Source organism: Shewanella sp. SP1S2-4 (genome assembly GCF_031932075.1).
GTDB classification, from domain to species: domain Bacteria; phylum Pseudomonadota; class Gammaproteobacteria; order Enterobacterales; family Shewanellaceae; genus Shewanella; species Shewanella baltica.
In genome coordinates this window covers 126,708-144,556 of record NZ_JAUOET010000008.1, presented here as the reverse complement: position 1 = coordinate 144,556, position 17,849 = coordinate 126,708, and the positions used below count along the sequence as shown (strand labels likewise).

Genomic DNA, 17,849 nt, shown 5'->3' with positions numbered 1-17,849 from the left:
TCCTTTTTATGGCAAAGGTTTAAAGGTGAATTCATAGGGGATATTGACGGGGTCTTTAGAGATAGTCATATAACTCACCTTGGCGGCGGGGCCTGCAATACTCAAATAACGGCCATCGACCAGCACCTCGTTTATCCGCTGCTCAGTATTTTCGGGGAGTCGAATGCTTAACAGATTGCCTTGGGCATCTTCGACCTTAAAGTAATTTTTAAGATCGCTACTCGGCTCATTGCCATATCCGGTTTGCGTCAGCCAAGACTCTAAATCGATTAACCAAGGGCGGTCGGTTACAGCCAGTTCTAAAGGCTGCCAGTGAATATCACCTTGGCAATGGATCTTGCCCTTGATCTGTTTATCGTAGAAAAACTGCCGCACGCGGTCTGGGGTCATCAAACTATAGGCTGCCCCGTTTGGGGCGTTGGGATCAAACTGCCAAGTGACGGGATTTTTACCCTCATTAAAACCTTGATCTATTTCAGGTTTGCAGGCGGTTGCCAAGGCAGCTGACATGGGAATATACAGATTATGACCATTGTCAGTTACAGGTTTTATCCCTTGGATCGTACTGAACTCATTTTTTGCAGCATCTAGCGCCGGATTGATAAAGCTACCTAGGCCAGCGTTACCAAACTCGGTGGGAGGATTCGCCAGATTTTTGTTGTAGTCGCTAAATTGTACAAAGCGGATCGTTTTGGTTTGAGTCAACTCCGGCTGGGGTTGTTGCTCAATTAACATCAGGGTTTTAGGAATTTCATCCAGCTTGAGTAACAGTGCGTTGCTGGTGAGGTGATGGCTCTCATCGGCCCCAATCAATTGTTCTAGCAGCTCCTTTTCCGTCGCCGTTAGCCAAGAGGGATAATTACCTTCGCGACGGGCCTCAGCCATCATGCCTTTAAATTGTTGGAAAGGCAGATTAATACTCTGATCCTCACTCTGCTTTGACACGACTTTAAAGAGTTTCGCCTCGGCATCGAGCACTTGGATTGTTAGGCTGGCATCGCCAACCGTGTAAGGTGTTGCCAGCAGTTCATCCCACGACTTTTCGACTATCTTATTCGTCTGTGGGATAAGTGTTAGCTTGGCAGTAATATGGTCTATCTGTTTGAGTTTATTCGCTGTGTTATCCCACCCAGTCGCAATAATATCGGTTGAAGACTCAATCGAGGGATGGTAATTCCTCGCCCAACCTTTACCGTGCTGCCAGAAGTGAATGTCAATCGGTTTGCCGTTTGCGTCATAGGCGGTTAAGTCTTCATAACGCACATCGGCTTCCACATATTGCGGACTCATATTGTGGACAAAGCGCAATTGCAGATCTTCAGGGGTATCAGTGCCCCAAGGGCCAAGATTATCTAAAATACCTTGTTGATCAGGTAATAAGGATTGTATAAATGCCTCATTATTGGGGCGATATTCCTGCGGTATATCGCTAATGCGGTACAGCTCCTTTTGCCGATCATCCCTATCGCGCTCAGCATCAAAGCTATCATCGGCATGCCAAAGCGTGCTCATGATGTAAGGGCGATCCTTAGGCGCCATTACGGTTCGGTGGGTGAAGGTACGCCCTTGGCGCTCTTCCCGTTGAAAAAACGCCATGCTCTCTAACCAACCGGTTTTGCGGTTAACTTCGAACTTGCCATAGGCCTTATACTTGTCTTTCTCCCCTTGTAATACGGCGATCAACTTATCTTCACTGACCTGCTCAACCGTCCAAGTTAAGCGCGCATCCATGGGGGCTTTGATGCTATAACCTACGCTAGGCTCAAGCGCTACAGGCAAGGTAGGGGCTTGTTTAAACAAGCTATTAAGATTTTGCCAGCGCTCAAATAACTCCTTGATATCTTTTTGATCCATCCTGGCAATGGGGGTCAGTTCGCGGACTTCACCATTACTAAATTCCACATTAAAGCCATCTTTAACCAACTGAAAGATTTCATTGGACTTGCCTTTGGGGTCAATATTACTCACCGGGATCGGCATGCCATAATCGCTAATTTGCAGCAGGTTAGGTTGGATAAAAAAGCGGGCGTTATGGGTTAACGGTGTGGTTAAGTTGACCGCCTTACCCCCTGCATCTTGTAATTGGTAATCCAGCAGTAATCGTGCCTGCAACACTTTGCGAGTTTCGAAACCATCGTTGAGGCTTATGGTGGAAATAATCTGATACTCGCGATCTGCGGGTATATTCGCCGTAACCGATTCTGAGGACGTCGTTGAGTCATCGCAGGCGGTTAACAAGAGTGTGATACTTGCCACTGTCAGTACGATTGCGGCGTGAACTGCCTTGTATTTCCTTGTGGCCATTTGTGCTCCCTTGGCTACGCATGTTATTGAAATGTAAATGTATTAATCTTGGTTTGGCGACATTATACACAAAAACTCTCTGAGGCAATAAAACGACGTCATCAAAATGTGAGCATAAAGGCGAGTAAGCAAGGTAAGAGACTGTCCGTGCTTATTTTGTTTGCGACGAGGTTTAGGCCTTGCGGCAGTAAAGACGAGCTTAAGCGGATAATTAAGCGGGGGATAAAGCAAAACCCAAACCAAGGCGTGCTTGATTTGGGTTTACGCTGGGAGCCGCTGTTTCTATTTCGATGCTCGAGATCAGTGATTGATACTCGAGGACAGAAATCTGTTATCGAAAACAAGCTACAGCGAGAGGATCACGCTGGCGATTGCCGCACTCATGAGGTTAGCAAATACACCTGCGGCAATGGCGCGAAAACCATTACGGGCGATAAACTCACGGCGCTCTGGCACCATGCTACCCAGTCCACCGATCAAAATTGCCATGGTTGAAATGTTCGCAAAACCACACAGGGCAAAAGTGACTACGGCCTGAGAATGGGCGCTCAGTTGGTCTTCGACTTTCATTAACTGGATAAAGGCCACGAACTCATTCACCACGATTTTTTGGCCAATCAGTGAGCCCGCAGTAATGGCTTCATGCCAAGGAATACCCAGCAGCCACGCCATAGGGGCGAACAGATAACCGAGTAAAAATTCGAAGCTTAACTGGTAACCGAACCATTCACCCACAGCGCCTAACATGCCGTTCAACAGGGCGATAACGCTGACAAAAGCTAGCAGAGTGGCACCAATCCCGACTGAGATCCGCATGCCAGACATAGCGCCATCGGCTAAGGCTTCAACCACATTGGTGGCGCGTGGCAGTTCGACTGAGGTGATTTCATCTGAATTGTTTTTGTCATTTTCGTTGGGTGGCATGAGGATTTTTGCCATCAACAGACCCGCAGGTGCTGACATAAAGGCGGCGGCAATCAAATAGTTAAGGTCGACACCTAAAGCGGCATATCCCACTAAAGTGCCGCCCGCGACTGAGGCTAAACCACAGCTCATGACAGCGAAGAATTGCGAATCGCTCATGTGCTTTAAATAGGGTTTGATCACCAGCGGCGCTTCAATCATGCCGACGAAGATGTTTGCCGTGGCTGATAAAGACTCGGCGCGGCCCGTGCCCAGTAAACGCTGCAGACCGCCACCAATAATGTTGATCACCTTAGGCATTAACCCAATATGGTACAGGGCCGAAATCAGTGCCGAGAAGAAGATGATGATACCTAACACATTGATCGCAAATACGAAGCCGACTTTACCCGTGGCGAGATCGCCAAACAGAAAGCCAATCCCTTGGTTGCCATAGGCAATCACGCTCGATACGCCCGCAGTAACGGATTGCAATACGGCCTTACCCGCAGGAACGTAGAGCACTAACAGGGCAAATATAATTTGTAAGCCTAGGGCTAACATCACAGTGCGGTAGGGAATGTTCTTGCGGTTCACTGACAGTAACCAAGCAAAAAACAAGATGCTAATCATGCCTAATATCGCGGTCATAATGGGTTTATTCTTTTGAGTGATAGAAGAAGTCGCGCATTGTAGGCCGAGCCAGCGTAAGGGCAAGTCGCGGGCGTTACTGGGCTGTTACGATAAAAGTGTCGAAAATTGCAACAGTTTAACTTGCTGTTTATGCAGGAGAATAAAATAAATTTCGGCTACTGTTGCCCAGAGGAAATAATATTTGTGTCTGCGGCAATAATAGACATCACGCCACAGACGACTTTAGGCTGGTGTCGTAGTCAGCGTTGGTTTGAAATGCAACTTAAGTGACTGTTGCTTAAATGACTGTTGCTTAAGAGACTGTCTTACCTAACCAAGGTTTGAGCTTTTTGTCCCAGTAGGGCGGGTGGCCGATATGGGACTTTAAACACTCGATTATCACTTTGTACTTAGTCGGTAAATGGCGCCGCCTTGGGTAAACCACATAGACGGGCATCTGCTGCAGTGGTTTCCAATCGGGTAAGAGTTGAATGAGCTTGCCGCTTTGAAACTCATCACTGAGTAAATACGTGGCCACATAGCCTATGCCTCTTCCTGCAATCACAGCATTACGCACAGCTTCGGCTAAGTCGACACGGTAATTGCCCGCGACATTGACGGTTTGTTCTAGGTCATCCTTAGCAAAACTCCAGCGATCATAATTACGGCTTTTACTTTGATAGATAACACAATTGTGCTGAGCTAACTCCCGTGGATGGTGTGGCACGCCGTGCTTGAGCAAATAATCGGGGGAGGCGACCACCACAAAGTTAGTCTCGGCGAGATGCTGGGCGATATAACCTTCGTTCAGCTGTTCATGGTTAGTGATCCACAGATCCAGACCTTCTTCTAGCATATCGGCCTTATGGTCGAACAGGCTTAGCTCAAATCGTAATTCGGGATATTTTTCCTGCAACACTTCCAGCGCGGGGATGATGTGTAAGGTGCCAAAGGATTGGGAAGAACCGAGGCGAATCGTCCCGCTAATGTCGTCACGGGCATCCAGCATCATGGCATCGGCATTTTGCGTCGCTTCAAACACTTGCTCACAGTAATGGGCAAACTGTTGGCCCGCGTCAGTTAACACTAAGGTGCGCGTGGTGCGCTGCACTAACAGTAAGTTCAGCTCAGCTTCCAACGCGCCAATTTGCTTACTGACATAGGAGGTCGAGGTTTTTAACTTAGCTGCCGCTTGGGTAAAACTGCCACTGGTCACCAGAGTGTGAAATATCACCATCTGGCTAGCTCTATGTTGTATCACGCCAAGCCCTCTAGAATCTAAATCGCTATTTTAAGCTAGCCTAGCCTTAACCGACAGCCGTTTGTGCCAATCGTGTGTTATTTCAAACCAAGCTTACAAAACAGCACACGTTAAAGTCAGTTGCCCTAAGTACGATTATTCCTTTACTCTTGAGTTAAATCTTAACACCCACAAGCTAGGGAAGTGACCTGTGGTTAGCTTGTTCAACGGAGGAATAACGATGACACAGCAAGACAAGCAAGCCGTAGCAGAAACAAGCCAGATGAGTGTTCAGAAAGTACAACCGATACCGCAGGAAGCCTTTGACTGGTATGACGAATATGCCCACGGCATTATCGACCGCCGTGAGTTCATGGGGCGGCTCGCAGGACTGGTGGCGCTAGGGTTTACCATGACAACGCTCACGGGCGCACTCATGCCGAACTATGCCCTTGCCGAACAAGTGTCGTTTAACGACCCGAGTATTCAAGCCAGCTATGTTAAATTTCCCTCGCCCAATGGTTACGGTGAAGGGCGCGGCTACTTAGTGATACCCAATGAATTATTGCTCGCGGGCAGTGCCGCAGGTGAGCCGAAAACCTTAGATCCCACTAAAAAAGCCGCAGTAGTATTAGTGGTGCACGAGAACCGTGGCCTTAATCCCTATATCGAAGATGTGGCTCGCCGATTAGCGGCGCAGGGGTATATCGCCTTCGCCCCCGATGCACTTTATTCCCTCGGTGGTTATCCGGGCAATGATGATGCGGGCCGCTCCATGCAAAGCAGTTTAGACAGAGCCAAAATCGAACAAGACTTTATTGCCGCCGCGCAGTTTTTAAAATCTCATCCCCAGAGCAATGGCAAACTCGGTGCCGTGGGCTTTTGTTTTGGCGGCTATATCGTCAATATGCTGGCCGCGACGATTCCCGATGAGCTCAATGCTGGCGTACCTTTCTATGGCACACCCGCGGCAGCGGAACTGCGTAGCCGCGTGAAAGGGCCGCTAATGTTGCAGTTTGCTGGATTGGATCAGCGGGTGAACGACACTTGGGCCGAGTACGAAACCCAGCTAAAAACCAGTAAAGCCGATTACGTCGCCTATCTTTACCCGAATGTGAATCACGGTTTCCATAACGACTCAACAGGACGATACGATAAAGCTACCGCCGAGCTCGCATGGGCGCGCAGCTTAGCCTTCTTCGATACTCGACTGCGTGGTTAGTGAGAGTAAACGCCGTTGACTATGATTAAGTCGATGAGTTACCGATTCCACGCGCTCTATATTAATCAAGCAAAAGCCGACGCTAGCGTCGGCTTTTATCTTAAATCTCCCACATATCTATGTGGGTTAGTCGTGCTCGAGGATCACTTCTTTCAAGCTTTGAATGGTCTTCACATCGAGATTACCGGGTTGTGTGCTCCAGGTGAGTCTTAGGTAATTGGCTAAGTCTTTAATCTGCTCGTCGCTTAACTCATCAGCATATCCCGGCATGGCATAAAAGCTGGTGGTGGCGTTGTAATGCTGGCTTTGAATACCTTTTAGCATCACGGCGACGATATTGTGTGGACTGGCCTTATCTAAGGTGGCGTTACCAGCCATAGCTGGGGCGACGTTGGGGCGACCTTCACCATTTTGACCATGGCAACCGGCGCAGTAACCTTTGTAGAGTGTATAACCTAGCAGTTCAGGTTTATGGCCGTTAAAGGTGAGCGCTTGTGGTTTAATATCTTCGTCGGTATCGAGTAGATAACTGCTCACCGCGCGCATATCATCGTCGGTCAAGTGGCTAAAGCTGTGATACACCACGGGATACATGCCGCCAAAGACAGTGCCTTTACGGGAGTAGCCTTCAGTAAACAGCGACTTAAGATCCTCATGGGTCCAGTTCTGCCTGTTAAGCTCGGCGGGGCGAATGTCCGATGCTTCAAGCCCTTCGATAATCGCGCCCTCAAAGTGCTTGTCCTGCTCCATGGCAAACAGCGTGTCTCTTGGGGTGTGACATTCACCGCAATGCCCTAGGGCATTGACTAAGTAATTGCCGCGATTCCAATGTTCGCTTTTTTCCTTGCTCGGGGTAAATTCCTTGGCATCGTGGGCGACTAAGTTCCAAGCTTTTAGGCCAAAACGCAGGTTAAACGGAAAGTAAACATCATTGTCGCGATTGGCTTGCTTGATGGGTTTAGTACTCATCAAATAGGCATAAATCGCCTTAGTGTCTTCATCCGTGAGCAGGCTGTAGGACGTGTAGGGCATAGCAGGATAGAGGTTGCCGTTGATGCCAACACCGTGGTGCATGGCATCAAAAAAGTCCTCGTAGCTGTATTTGCCAATCCCAGTTTCTTTATCAGAAGTGATATTGGTCGAGTACACTGCGCCAAAGGGCGTTTCGAACGGCAAACCGCCTGCGAGTTCGCGCCCGCCTACCGCAGTATGGCAGGCCACACAGTCGCCTATCTTCATCAGATACGCGCCGCGTGCGATGTCACTATTTGTTGTATTGCCACCTTCATCGGCAACGCTGCTGGAACAGGCGAGCAAACCTAGCCCTAAACTCAGGAGTAGATTGTGACTCAGCAGATTTTTTATCCTACTAATGTGCGGGAAATGGCGCAGATTGGCTGATGTCATCACAGGGTTAGCCCCTTAGTGTTGAGGATCAGGTCTTTGACCGCCGCATAGTATTTTACGTAGCCAGTGCAGCGGCATACGTGTTCACTCAAGGCATCTTCAACGACTTTTTCAACTTGATCTTTAGCGATAGGTTGTCGCTCTAATCGCTCAAGCAGTGCGGTCGATTCGTTGACAAAGCCCGAGGTACACCAGCCACATTGAAACGAGAAATGTTCCAAAAAAGCCTCTTGCACTGGGCTCAGGGCGGTGATTTCACCAAGGGAGTTTTGTCTAGCATGACCTTCGACAGTGCGGACGCGTTTACCATTAAAACGCTCAACACCATTGATGCAGGTACGCACCACTTCGCTCATGCCTTGCTCGTCATCGACGATCACAGTACAGGCGTGGCATACGCCCGCGCCGCAACCAAACTTAGTACCAGTGAGGTTTAAGTATTCATGTAGAAACTCAATCATCATCACGCCATCGGCGACTTCAATCGGGCCTACGGCTTGGTTATTAATGGTCAGTTTAATAGACTGGCTCATGCCATGGCCTCCTTAATTTTTTTCGCTGTCATAGGTAAATCGTAAAAGCGGACATGGGTCGCTTGATACACGGCTTCAATCAGCGCCGCGACCACAGGGATCATCACCACTTCGGCGATACCTCTGCTGGGATCGTTATCCGATAACTGTGGCAATATGGTATGACGTTGATCCCACACGCCCACATGCCGCGCTAACGGCACCTGATAGCGATTGAGGTTCCAGGTACCATTGCCTGCACCGGCTTCAAATGGCGGTAAGCCTTCATGTAGTGCATGGCCTATTCCCATCGCCAGACCACCTTGAATTTGCCCTTCGACCAGTTCTTTCACGATCACCTTGCCTGCCTCTAACCAAGTATGAGAACTCAGCAGCGTGACTTCGCCATTGCCTTCGTTTACGGCCACTTCAACCAAAGTGGCGCAGGGGGCGTAGTAGGTCACCATGGCATTGTTTAGTTCAGCCTTGGGATAACTCATGGCTTGACGATCGATCAAGTGATAGCCATTAGACTTCATGCTGGCTTGGCGCGCTTTGATACTCATAGTCGTGTCGGAAGTGGCCGCAAACGTCGCGTTACCTTCGCCGTATTGCAGCGCCAGCGCATCGAGTGCTAAACGCTCTTTAGTGCCAAGAATGTCGAAATCGGCCTCGGCCCAAGCCCAGCGATTAAAGGCATGGCCCATCACGCCGACCACTAAGCCCATGTCGTGGGCGCGTTTAGCGAGAATATCGATAGAAAGTGGCGGAAAGCCCAAGGCGGTTAACTTGCCATCGACCCAGCGACCATCGCGGGCGTTATGCAAATTAGTCGAGCCCATTGGCGTGTTAAAATACAACTCGTTCCAAATCGATACCGCCGCAGGCCACAGGCCGTGGCGATAGATAATATCGGCGGCGATGCGGCTGACATGGCTTTGGTAATAGGCCGACATAGACGCCGACGAGGCCATAGCTTTAACCGGTGTCCAGCGTGGATTGGCCGCCATTTCATCTTGGCGTTGCTGCGAAATAATATAAGGATTATCGGTTTGCACTAATTGCATCGCATCCCAAATATCCACTTCGGCGAGTTTTACCTCATCGGCAAAGTTGCCGAGGGCATCGCTGACCACCACAGCTTGGGAGGTTTGCGTGCCTGTGCCCATTTCGATAAAGCCGATTTCCAGGGTGATTTTACCGTCTTTCGCTAGGCGAACCGCCGCACTTGGCGCCGCTGCGCCCGTACCATAATCTTTGGTGGCGATACCAAAACCGACGCCGTAACGCATCCCCGGATGTTTGGCCTCATAGTCCTTTTTATTCACCGCGCGGTTTTGCCACACGGGATCTTGCTCGGCCATGTCGAGCATTTCGCGGTAACGCAAAGTGCCGTTAGGGATCGCGCCTTGCGTATTACGCTGGCCGGATTCCATCACGTTGGCTGCGCGCAGTTTAAAGGGATCAACCTTCAGCTCGTCGGCTATCTCGTGGATCATACATTCCATCGCCGTCATCGATTGCAGCGTGCCATAACCGCGCATCGAACCCGCATCTGGGTTACGCGACGCATAGGCGGTGGCGATAATATCGTTGCGCGGTGTGTAGTAAATGCTTTGCATCGCCGTCGCGCCAACTGAGGTTACAGACGGAGTAAAGTTCACTCGTCCGCCGCCATCGACTGTCATCTGCGAAGTTAAGGCTTGGATTTTTAAGGTCGATTTATCCACCGCTAAGCGGCTTTTCATGATGAACGGATGACGCTTAAGCCCAGATTGGAATTGCTCGAATCTGTCATTGGCGAGTCGAATTGGCCCCTTGGCATAAATGGCCGCGAGCACGCCGTAATAGGGGAATATCGAATGGTCTTTCGCGCCAAATCCACCGCCGATATAAGGCGAGTGCACCACCAGATGTTTTACCTTGCCTGCCAGTGGGCTAGATAACAGCATGTGCACTGCCATCTCTTGAAAATCCTGCGGCGACTGCGAGGTAATCACAGTATGGAATGTTTGGCTAGTTGCGTCATACCAGCCGTTAAAGGCTTCGGGTTCCATCATCATAGGATCGATGATCTGGGTGCGATATTCCCGCTCTAACACTTGCCATTGTTGATTGGCTTGGGCGCTAGCAATCTGCTTATCTATCTCACCCGCATAATAAAGCCCGCGCTCAGACACAGTCCCTTTGGCATTCGGATTACCTAACCATTCAGGCTTGCGATCTTTTACGCTAGGGAAAAACAGCCCATCGTGGAGCGGGCTATATAAATCTTCCCGTGCGCCATTTTCACCTTCAACTCGAATAAGGCGCCAGCTGGCGTACGGGTCTTTCGAGTCCGATACAAACGGCGTTTGCTCACCAAAGCGCAGTAAGGTCTGGTCAAATTGCAGCAAGGACTTAGCTTGCTTAAAGGCGGGGAAACTGTCGAACAATAGTATCGCCACCGCATGGCCTAAGTAGTCGGCGGTTTGCCCCTCGGCCAGTAACATGTTGTCACCGTAAAAATCGGGCAGCTTGACCTTATCGCGGGCCAGATCGGCCGCTGTGATCAGTTTATAGGGCTTAGCAGACGCAGGTAGATGGTCGAGGGAAAAGCCTTGATAAACATGGGAGGCATCGGCAGCGCGTAGAATAAAAGCGTAACCTTGCTGCTTGGGCCAGCCTTCCATGTCCATAGCGCGGTAATCACGGCCATAGACCTTTTGGCCTGTGACCTTCGCTATGCCGTCGTTACGAAACTTAGGTTTGGATTGACCATTAACCTGAGTTTGCCATTGGGCTGCCAGTTCAGGTGAGACAATTGCCGCATTCGCGCGACTCATTTCCCACAACAAAGGGGCCGAATATACGGCAACCCCGCCAATCACACATTGCTTGATAAAGGTCCGGCGTGATGTATTAGATGGTTCCATATCTCAACCTCAGTTGTGCTTCCGTGTCATATCAGCCGCGCTGCTTGGTATCACCCGATATAGGCTTGTTGTCGATCGACTTTTTATTGATTGTTGCGACATAACTTTGATAAACACTGAATGTAAATTTACATTAGCCACGTTAGCATGTAGGGCTGGAAATGCAAATTTAGGTCGCAAATTGCAGCAGTTTTAATCAAGCTAAATCCGTGTGTAGCGCCTGTGTTATCAGGCTTCTACAGTGATGTTCGCACTGTGATTCAACTCAGTTACGTTATGGCTGAATTTTGCTCAGTGCCCTTTACTCTAAGCCCTTGAGCAATGAGCTCAATTGGGGCTTATTTGCGCGCCTAAATTAGGTCGCATGTAATAGTGAGTTAATACGGCCTAGCGGCCGAGGTGAATCAAAGTCGTGGGGCTTCACCCCCTGATTTTCAATCAAGAGTCGACCAAAAGGGAAAAAACGCCTATTCCCCTTTTGGAAATCCCCCGGCGTCCCTAGCGAAGTTACATGCATTGATTAGTGGCTTCGTGCTTATTCGAAAATAGCTAACGCTTCCGATGGGGCGTCCCTTCCCCCCGAAAGCTACACAGACGTCCTGTCTGCGTCACGCTATTTTCTTCAACGCCCTTCAGCAACTTCGCAGGGGAAGGTGTATTCCTTCGACTAAGGAGTTGTTGGCCAGTACCAACAAGGCTGATATACAAATTAGTCATCACTTAACTATCTAATTTGTAATGCTAAAGTTATAGACAAGTGTACGCTATGTCGCTATCTTAGGTTTTAACAAGGATGAGCTTTAATCGCGTACCCGCGATTCGAGTCACTTGCATCAGGACGATGTGTCTTTTCTCTTTCTTAGATACCCAACTCCTCCTGCAAATTCGTGAATATGCTTTGGCACTTATTTTCTTGTTGCTCTGTGTTTGTAGCACTGTACTGAGTGTTATGGGTTAACCGTTTCGCGTTGAGTTCGTTGAGTTCGTTGAGTTAATGCGGCCTAGCGGCCGAGGTGAATCAAGGTCGTGGGTCTTCAACCCACACCCGACCAAGAGGGGATCAACAGCAATTCCCTCTTGGATCTCCCTTGCCGCCCCCAACGGAGTTGAAAGCCCCTTGTGCTCATTGGCAAATTTGCTATCGCTTCCGAAGGATGCGTCCCTGCACCTGCGAAAGCTAGCTCGCCATCCATGGCGAGACTCACGCAATTTGCCTATTCGCCCTGCGGCAACTCCGAGGGGAAATGTATTCTGCGGCTACTGTGTTCGCTTAGTGTTTGGTGTGATTAAAGTTTTGATACTGGGCTGCATAGGTGCAGTCAGCAACATCTTAATGTTGCTCGGATTTTAACGGCATAAATCGCATTTTTATCGGTAATGGACTTTGGAAGTTAGGGATGAAATCAGTTTTACAAATTACGTTGGGTATCTTGTTAGCGGGCTTGGTCACTTTGTTAGTGCGAATTGGTTATTTGAGTTATGTCGAATACCGCCTGACACAAGGGCTTAATGAGTTTGCTATGCAACAAAAGCAAACGGAACTAGCTCGCCAGCAGGCAGCGAAAGATCGCCAGCTTGCTGAGTATCAGATTCAGCAAGAGTTACAGCAAAAAGCGGCTGAAAAATCCAGACTAGCCAAGCAAAACGAGGCCGTGCGACTACGTAAAGCCGAAGCATGGCGCAAGTATTATCTAGTCCCCGAAGACTGTAAAAACTTTAAGTCCGACGAACACATGGTCAATTGCATCAACCACAAAGCCGATGCAAAAGCAGAATTTGATAGGGCGTATGATTCAGGGGAATTAGTTCTGCCACAATAAAGTTATATACACTAAATGAGCAGTTGATTTTGGCGGGTTTAATTCTGCTTACTATTTTAAAAAAGGGGTTACTTTGATATTTTCAATTTTTTTACGGAATTTTAAAATATATCGAGGTTGGAATTACGTCCCTATTTCAACTGGTGATTACTTTACTGCATTTATCGGCGATAATGGAGTTGGTAAAAGCTCTATATTAGAGGCTTTAGATACTTTTTTTAATAGACCAATGTCAGAGTGGAATTATAACCACTCTATTCTTAAAAGTGGGTTTGATAGAGAGCCAAACATTTGTCCTATCTTCATTGTTGAAAAGGCTAAGATAAATAAAAATAGAAACGTTTATAAGTACTTGTCAACAATTAGCGATATAATGTGGCAAATTGAAGAAGGTGATGCGCACAATACCCATAAGCACATTGTTGCTCAATTAGTTAAGCAGATTAATGCCTTGAAATTACATAATTCAAGGTGTGATGATGAGTATTTTTTATTTCCTTGTGGATTTAAAAAGATATCTAGTAGTAATACTGAGCTTACATTAGGTGTTTTTGACTCGATACAATCATTCTCAGATGATTTGTTTAATGAACATAATGTTGATTTAAGCTCTGTTTTGGATGAGATTTACTCATACGTAAAGGATGAATTTGAGTATATTTATACACCGTCAGAAATAGATTATGATACTTATACAAAAATAGAAGGGAAAACTATTCAATCTTTAATGGGTACTTCTGTTGATTTAATAATTAAAGATTGCATTGATGAAGGGGTTATTAAAGATATAAACAGTGGCTTAGATGAGTTTCTTAGAAAAGTAGAGGTCTATTTAGAAAAGTATGAATATAAAAAACCTGCTAAAAGGCAGACTTTATTCAATTTGACTCATCTAACATCAAAAATAATCGAGACATATTTTGAGTCAAAAGTTCTAAATTTAAGGTCTAACTCTGAACTTACTCCGATATATAATTTTAGTTCAGGCGAGAAACGCAAAGCAATTATTGATTTAGCTAGAGCATTTATTTTAAATTCAGGAAGAGATTTACACAATAAAACGGTTGTTATTGCTATGGATGAGCCAGAGGTATCTCTTCATACTTCAGCTTGTTTTGAGCAGTTTGAAAAATTAGAAGAAATATCAAAAAATCGAGTGCAAACACTTATCTCAACTCATTGGTACGGATTTTTCCCATCAGTATCGTCTGGTAATGCTGTTTATATTGCGGACTCGGAAGATAATAGAGTTTCTTTTTTGATTAATTTATCAAGATTCAGAGAGGATGTCAGATTAATACGTAATGAAACTCAAGGCAAAATGCCGAGTAATATTGAGCTTAAAAGTGTTAATGACTTTGTTCAGTCTGTTATATCGTCAATTACTCGTAGTAATAAACGATGGATTATCTGTGAAGGCGCTTCAGATAAAATATATTTAAATCACTTCTTGGAAGGTGAAGGTTTTAACATTCTTTCTGTTGGGGGAAGTAAGTATGTTAAGAAAGTTTATGAATATATATATTTGGCACTAGAGGATGAACGAAGCGATATTAAAGGTAAAGTTTACTTTCTTCTTGATACAGATAAAAAATTCGAGGGTTATTCTTCAAAAGATTCGATGAAGAATCTTAGATTGAGGAGAATGCAAATAAACAGTGTGAGCAAAGCTGTTGAGCTTTTAAAAGCATCTGATAATTCCCATTTTCCACCTACAGAAATTGAAAATGTTTTAAATTCAGAAATATTTAAAGAAGTGTTGGAATATTACTGCTCTACAGGTCACAAAGGGCTTATTGAAAATGTTGTTGATAGTTGCATTGGCTTTGAAAATGAACTTGTTTCTGGAGTTGCATTTGACTTTAGAATCTCTGAATTAGCTTCTCTAGATGAATTTTTCGATCAGATTGGAATGAAGGTTAAATTCGCAAAAAAATACTGCGAATTAGATGTACATCGTAAAGTTCCTAATTGGGTCAATGATATGAAAGACTTTTTTTTGGATTGACATCTTACCGGAATTTTAAATTGGAGGTAAATTGAAGTTTTTAGTGATTATCTTCGGCATAGCTGTGTCGATATTTATGCATGGAAGTGGGTTGTCTGTCGATAGCAAATGGTGGTGGGATTTACTGTTATCTTTCAATGTAAAAGCATTAAGTGAAAACTTGGGGATGGTTGTATTTTGCTTTTGGATACATCTTCCACTGATGATCATATTTTCTTTAGTATGTGCTTTGATTATTAATCGAGTTGGGTATCCAAGGTATTTTATTTACTCTGTGTTAGCTACTTCATTTTTTACATTTGTTGTGCTGCCATCACTGCCTGTTTTCGATGTGTTATTAGCTGGCGGGATGAGTCCATTACGTTTTATCGATATCTTTGTAAAAACACTCATGTTTCTGACCTTTTTCTTTGTTTTTAATATACTTGTGAAAAAGTATAATAGGTTGAATTTATTGGTTTAATTTTTACTTTCGAGATGTTTCGCTGACTGTGTTTATTGATTTATTTTAGGGATGATTTAAGAGTTTTTTATGAAAAAAATTAGTTTTTTGGGTATGAGCATAGTGCTTGCTTTGACAGTAGTTATCGGTCTTGCAGTTGATTTGATGGTTGAATTTAAGTCTGAATCGATTTTTATGCAGATGAATGTTTTTAGCTTTAAATTATTGTTTTCGTTACTTAGCATGCTTTGTGTATATATTGCTATTGCAGTCACTTTTAATTTTAAAGTGTTACCTATGCTTATAGGTAAAGATTATCCGTCAAATTACTTTAGGTGGTCTAAGTTTCGATATCTAGAAGTTTTCTTTTTATTTAACTTATGGTCTATGGGTGATCTACAATATTTCACAGTCGTAATAGTTAATTTCGCTTTGGTTGAGTTGATACACTTATATTTAGTTTATAAAAGTATCAATAATAAGCTTGAGTCTACTATATAAATTGGTAAGTTGAGGATAATAAGTCTTGTGGCGTTGGCATAATTCTTTCAATGCGAATAGTTCACTCTAACGCCACAGAAGTTCACCGATCCCTTGCGAAGTTGTCGAAATACGCAGATAGCTCTTAGTTGTTAGAGTGGGGCCGTGGCGACATCATGGATGATGGCGCAGGCTCGGGGGTACATGGATGTGCCATCTGAGCCGTTAGGCGATTTTTATTGGAGTATGAGGCAGGTAACTAATGCATGTACTTAGCTAGGGTGAGTGCTGCGTAGCAGCGTTTCGAACGAGAGCTAGGGATGGCGAACTGGCAGTTAGACATGGACGTTGTTCGGCAAGGGGAGATGCAAGGCGAATAATCACCTTTTGTGATTGCGCTTATGGGCGAGAGGCAGGGATGCCAAACTGGCTGTTGTATATGGATATACTTGGGGATTGCTGTTGATCCCCTTCTTGCCCTGGTGTGGAATGGAATTCCACGACTTTTATTTTGATTTAAAAAATCAAACGAAGTTTGAATCAGCTTCTAAAACCGCGTTAGCGTAATCCAAACCCCGATGGTTATTGCACCTAATAGCGAGAGGCAAGGATTGCCGAACTGGCTTTTGTGTATGGATAATCTGTTCAACCACGTTTATGTAACACCAAAAATGTATTTTTATAGGGCATAAGGGTTTTAAAATTAGACAGTTAGCTGGTTGGTGAATTGGCCAACTGCATTAACCACTTTTTGTGCACCATCTTGAATCTCTGACATAACCTCACCCGATTGGGTTGAGAGTGTTAACCCCTGTTGCGCTTGTTGCTTACCTTGCTCAATCATATTGACAGCACTTTCGGTTAACATTTTATTTTTTGATACTACCTCTACAATTTCCTCTGTCGCTTTACTGGTACGTGAGGCAAGTTGTCTGACTTCATCTGCAACGACTGCAAAACCGCGTCCTTGTTCTCCTGCGCGAGCGGCTTCAATTGCTGCATTTAAGGCAAGAAGATTGGTTTGATCGGCGATGCCACTGATACTTTTTACAAGCTCACCAATCATTTGAGATTGCTTATCTAATGCTTCAATGCCTTTCGCTGCATCATTCATTTGCGTCGCTAATTTATTCATCATCACAACTGTTTCTTGTAGCACTAAGCTCCCTTTTTTTGCAAAAGCATCGGTTTGTTGGGATGTGCTATAGGCTATGTCAGCCGCTTCGGATACGGCCAGTTCTCTGTTGACTTGATCTGTGATAACAGTGGCAAATTTTACGACTTTGTAGAGTTCGTTGTAGCTATCAAAAATCGGATTATAAGAGGCTTCTAACCAAACGATACGGCCATAGCTATCAACACGTTTAAAGCGATTCGCGACAAATTGTCCCTTGCATAGCTGCTCCCAAAAATGCTTGTATTCTATTGAGTTATATTCTTCTGGTTCGCAAAAAATTCTATGGTGTTTACCAACAATTTGATTCTTAGTGTATCCCATCGCATTTAAAAAGTTATCGTTAGCAGTAATGACTGTACCGTCTAAGTTAAACTCAATAACAGCGGTAGAGCGCTGTAATGCTTGGTTTAAATCTTCATGTTTTTTCGAGCTTTCAATAGTACGGGTTAGATCGTTTGCATAAATAGAAAAGTGTTTTAACTTGCCATTACTGTTTTTGACGGGCTGTAAAATGGCTCGTAACCAAGCTTCCTCGCCATCGCCCTTAACAATTTGCAGTGCGCCTACCCAATGCTCGCATTGCTTTATGGCATTGCACATTGCTTTATAATGACTTGTGTTTCGAGCTCGCGCTGGCACCATTTCCGTTAAGTGTTTGCCGATAGGTGAGCTTTTTTGAAATAACATGTCGTCAGTAAAATTAGCGTTGATTGCGATAATTTTTCCATCAGCATCTAGCGCTAATACTAACATCTCACTATCAAGGCTTTCCCTAACTTGCCGCAT

At 45.5% G+C, this 17,849-nt stretch carries 11 protein-coding genes and 2 pseudogenes; 5 read left to right on the top strand and 8 right to left on the bottom strand.

All coding sequences use genetic code 11. From position 1 onward, the window contains the following. Positions 1–6 precede the first annotated feature (6 nt). The 3 genes from Q4Q52_RS10365 to Q4Q52_RS10355 all read right to left on the bottom strand — a co-directional run bounded on the left by Q4Q52_RS10365 (position 7) and on the right by Q4Q52_RS10355 (position 5,101). Complete coding sequence (locus Q4Q52_RS10365; RefSeq protein ID WP_311990560.1) at positions 7–2,304, bottom strand: hypothetical protein; 2,298 nt, start codon at positions 2,302–2,304, stop codon at positions 7–9. Between the two features lie 345 nt (positions 2,305–2,649). Further along, complete coding sequence (locus tag Q4Q52_RS10360; RefSeq protein WP_311990559.1) at positions 2,650–3,858, bottom strand: NupC/NupG family nucleoside CNT transporter; 1,209 nt, start codon at positions 3,856–3,858, stop codon at positions 2,650–2,652. A 295-nt stretch (positions 3,859–4,153) separates the two neighbouring features. Then, the gene (locus tag Q4Q52_RS10355; RefSeq protein WP_311990558.1) at positions 4,154–5,101 is read right to left on the bottom strand and encodes a LysR substrate-binding domain-containing protein; all 948 of its coding nucleotides are present in this window, start codon (positions 5,099–5,101) and stop codon (positions 4,154–4,156) included. Between the two features lie 220 nt (positions 5,102–5,321). Between Q4Q52_RS10355 and Q4Q52_RS10350 the strand changes: the two genes are divergently transcribed. Further along, positions 5,322–6,302, top strand: coding sequence for a dienelactone hydrolase family protein (locus Q4Q52_RS10350; protein WP_311990556.1), 981 nt, complete (start codon positions 5,322–5,324; stop codon positions 6,300–6,302). 126 nt (positions 6,303–6,428) lie between these two features. Here the strand turns inward: Q4Q52_RS10350 and Q4Q52_RS10345 are convergent, their stop codons facing one another. The 3 genes from Q4Q52_RS10345 to Q4Q52_RS10335 are packed head-to-tail and all read right to left on the bottom strand — an operon-like array spanning position 6,429 to position 11,136. Beyond that, a complete protein-coding gene (locus Q4Q52_RS10345) occupies positions 6,429–7,709 on the bottom strand; it encodes a cytochrome c (protein WP_311990555.1) in 1,281 nt (426 codons plus the stop codon). Further along, on the bottom strand, positions 7,709–8,242 hold the full coding sequence (locus Q4Q52_RS10340) for a (2Fe-2S)-binding protein (RefSeq protein WP_006085889.1): 534 nt from the start codon (positions 8,240–8,242) through the stop codon (positions 7,709–7,711). Before Q4Q52_RS10340 ends, Q4Q52_RS10345 begins: the two co-directional genes overlap by 1 nt. Beyond that, a complete protein-coding gene (locus Q4Q52_RS10335) occupies positions 8,239–11,136 on the bottom strand; it encodes a molybdopterin cofactor-binding domain-containing protein (RefSeq protein WP_311990554.1) in 2,898 nt (965 codons plus the stop codon). The genes Q4Q52_RS10340 and Q4Q52_RS10335 overlap by 4 nt, the downstream gene beginning before the upstream one ends. A gap of 1,397 nt (positions 11,137–12,533) precedes the next feature. Here Q4Q52_RS10335 and Q4Q52_RS10330 point away from each other — a divergent pair. The 4 genes from Q4Q52_RS10330 to Q4Q52_RS10315 all read left to right on the top strand — a co-directional run bounded on the left by Q4Q52_RS10330 (position 12,534) and on the right by Q4Q52_RS10315 (position 15,907). Next, positions 12,534–12,956 (top strand): hypothetical protein, encoded by a 423-nt coding sequence (locus Q4Q52_RS10330; RefSeq protein WP_311990553.1) that lies wholly within the window; start codon positions 12,534–12,536, stop codon positions 12,954–12,956. Between the two features lie 73 nt (positions 12,957–13,029). Continuing rightward, positions 13,030–14,964 (top strand): AAA family ATPase, encoded by a 1,935-nt coding sequence (locus tag Q4Q52_RS10325; RefSeq protein WP_311990551.1) that lies wholly within the window; start codon positions 13,030–13,032, stop codon positions 14,962–14,964. Positions 14,965–14,995: 31 nt separating this feature from the next. Continuing rightward, positions 14,996–15,427: a hypothetical protein gene (locus Q4Q52_RS10320; protein WP_311990550.1), complete on the top strand. Its 432-nt coding sequence runs from the start codon at positions 14,996–14,998 to the stop codon at positions 15,425–15,427. Positions 15,428–15,496: 69 nt separating this feature from the next. Beyond that, positions 15,497–15,907, top strand: a complete 411-nt coding sequence (locus Q4Q52_RS10315; RefSeq protein ID WP_311990549.1) for a hypothetical protein — start codon at positions 15,497–15,499, stop codon at positions 15,905–15,907. A 682-nt stretch (positions 15,908–16,589) separates the two neighbouring features. Here Q4Q52_RS10315 and Q4Q52_RS22215 read toward each other — a convergent pair. Further along, a pseudogene (locus Q4Q52_RS22215) lies at positions 16,590–16,985 on the bottom strand (methyl-accepting chemotaxis protein); the annotation flags it as partial. 150 nt (positions 16,986–17,135) lie between these two features. After that, positions 17,136–17,816 (bottom strand): annotated as a pseudogene (locus Q4Q52_RS22210) (PAS domain-containing protein); the annotation flags it as partial. Positions 17,817–17,849 lie beyond the last annotated feature (33 nt).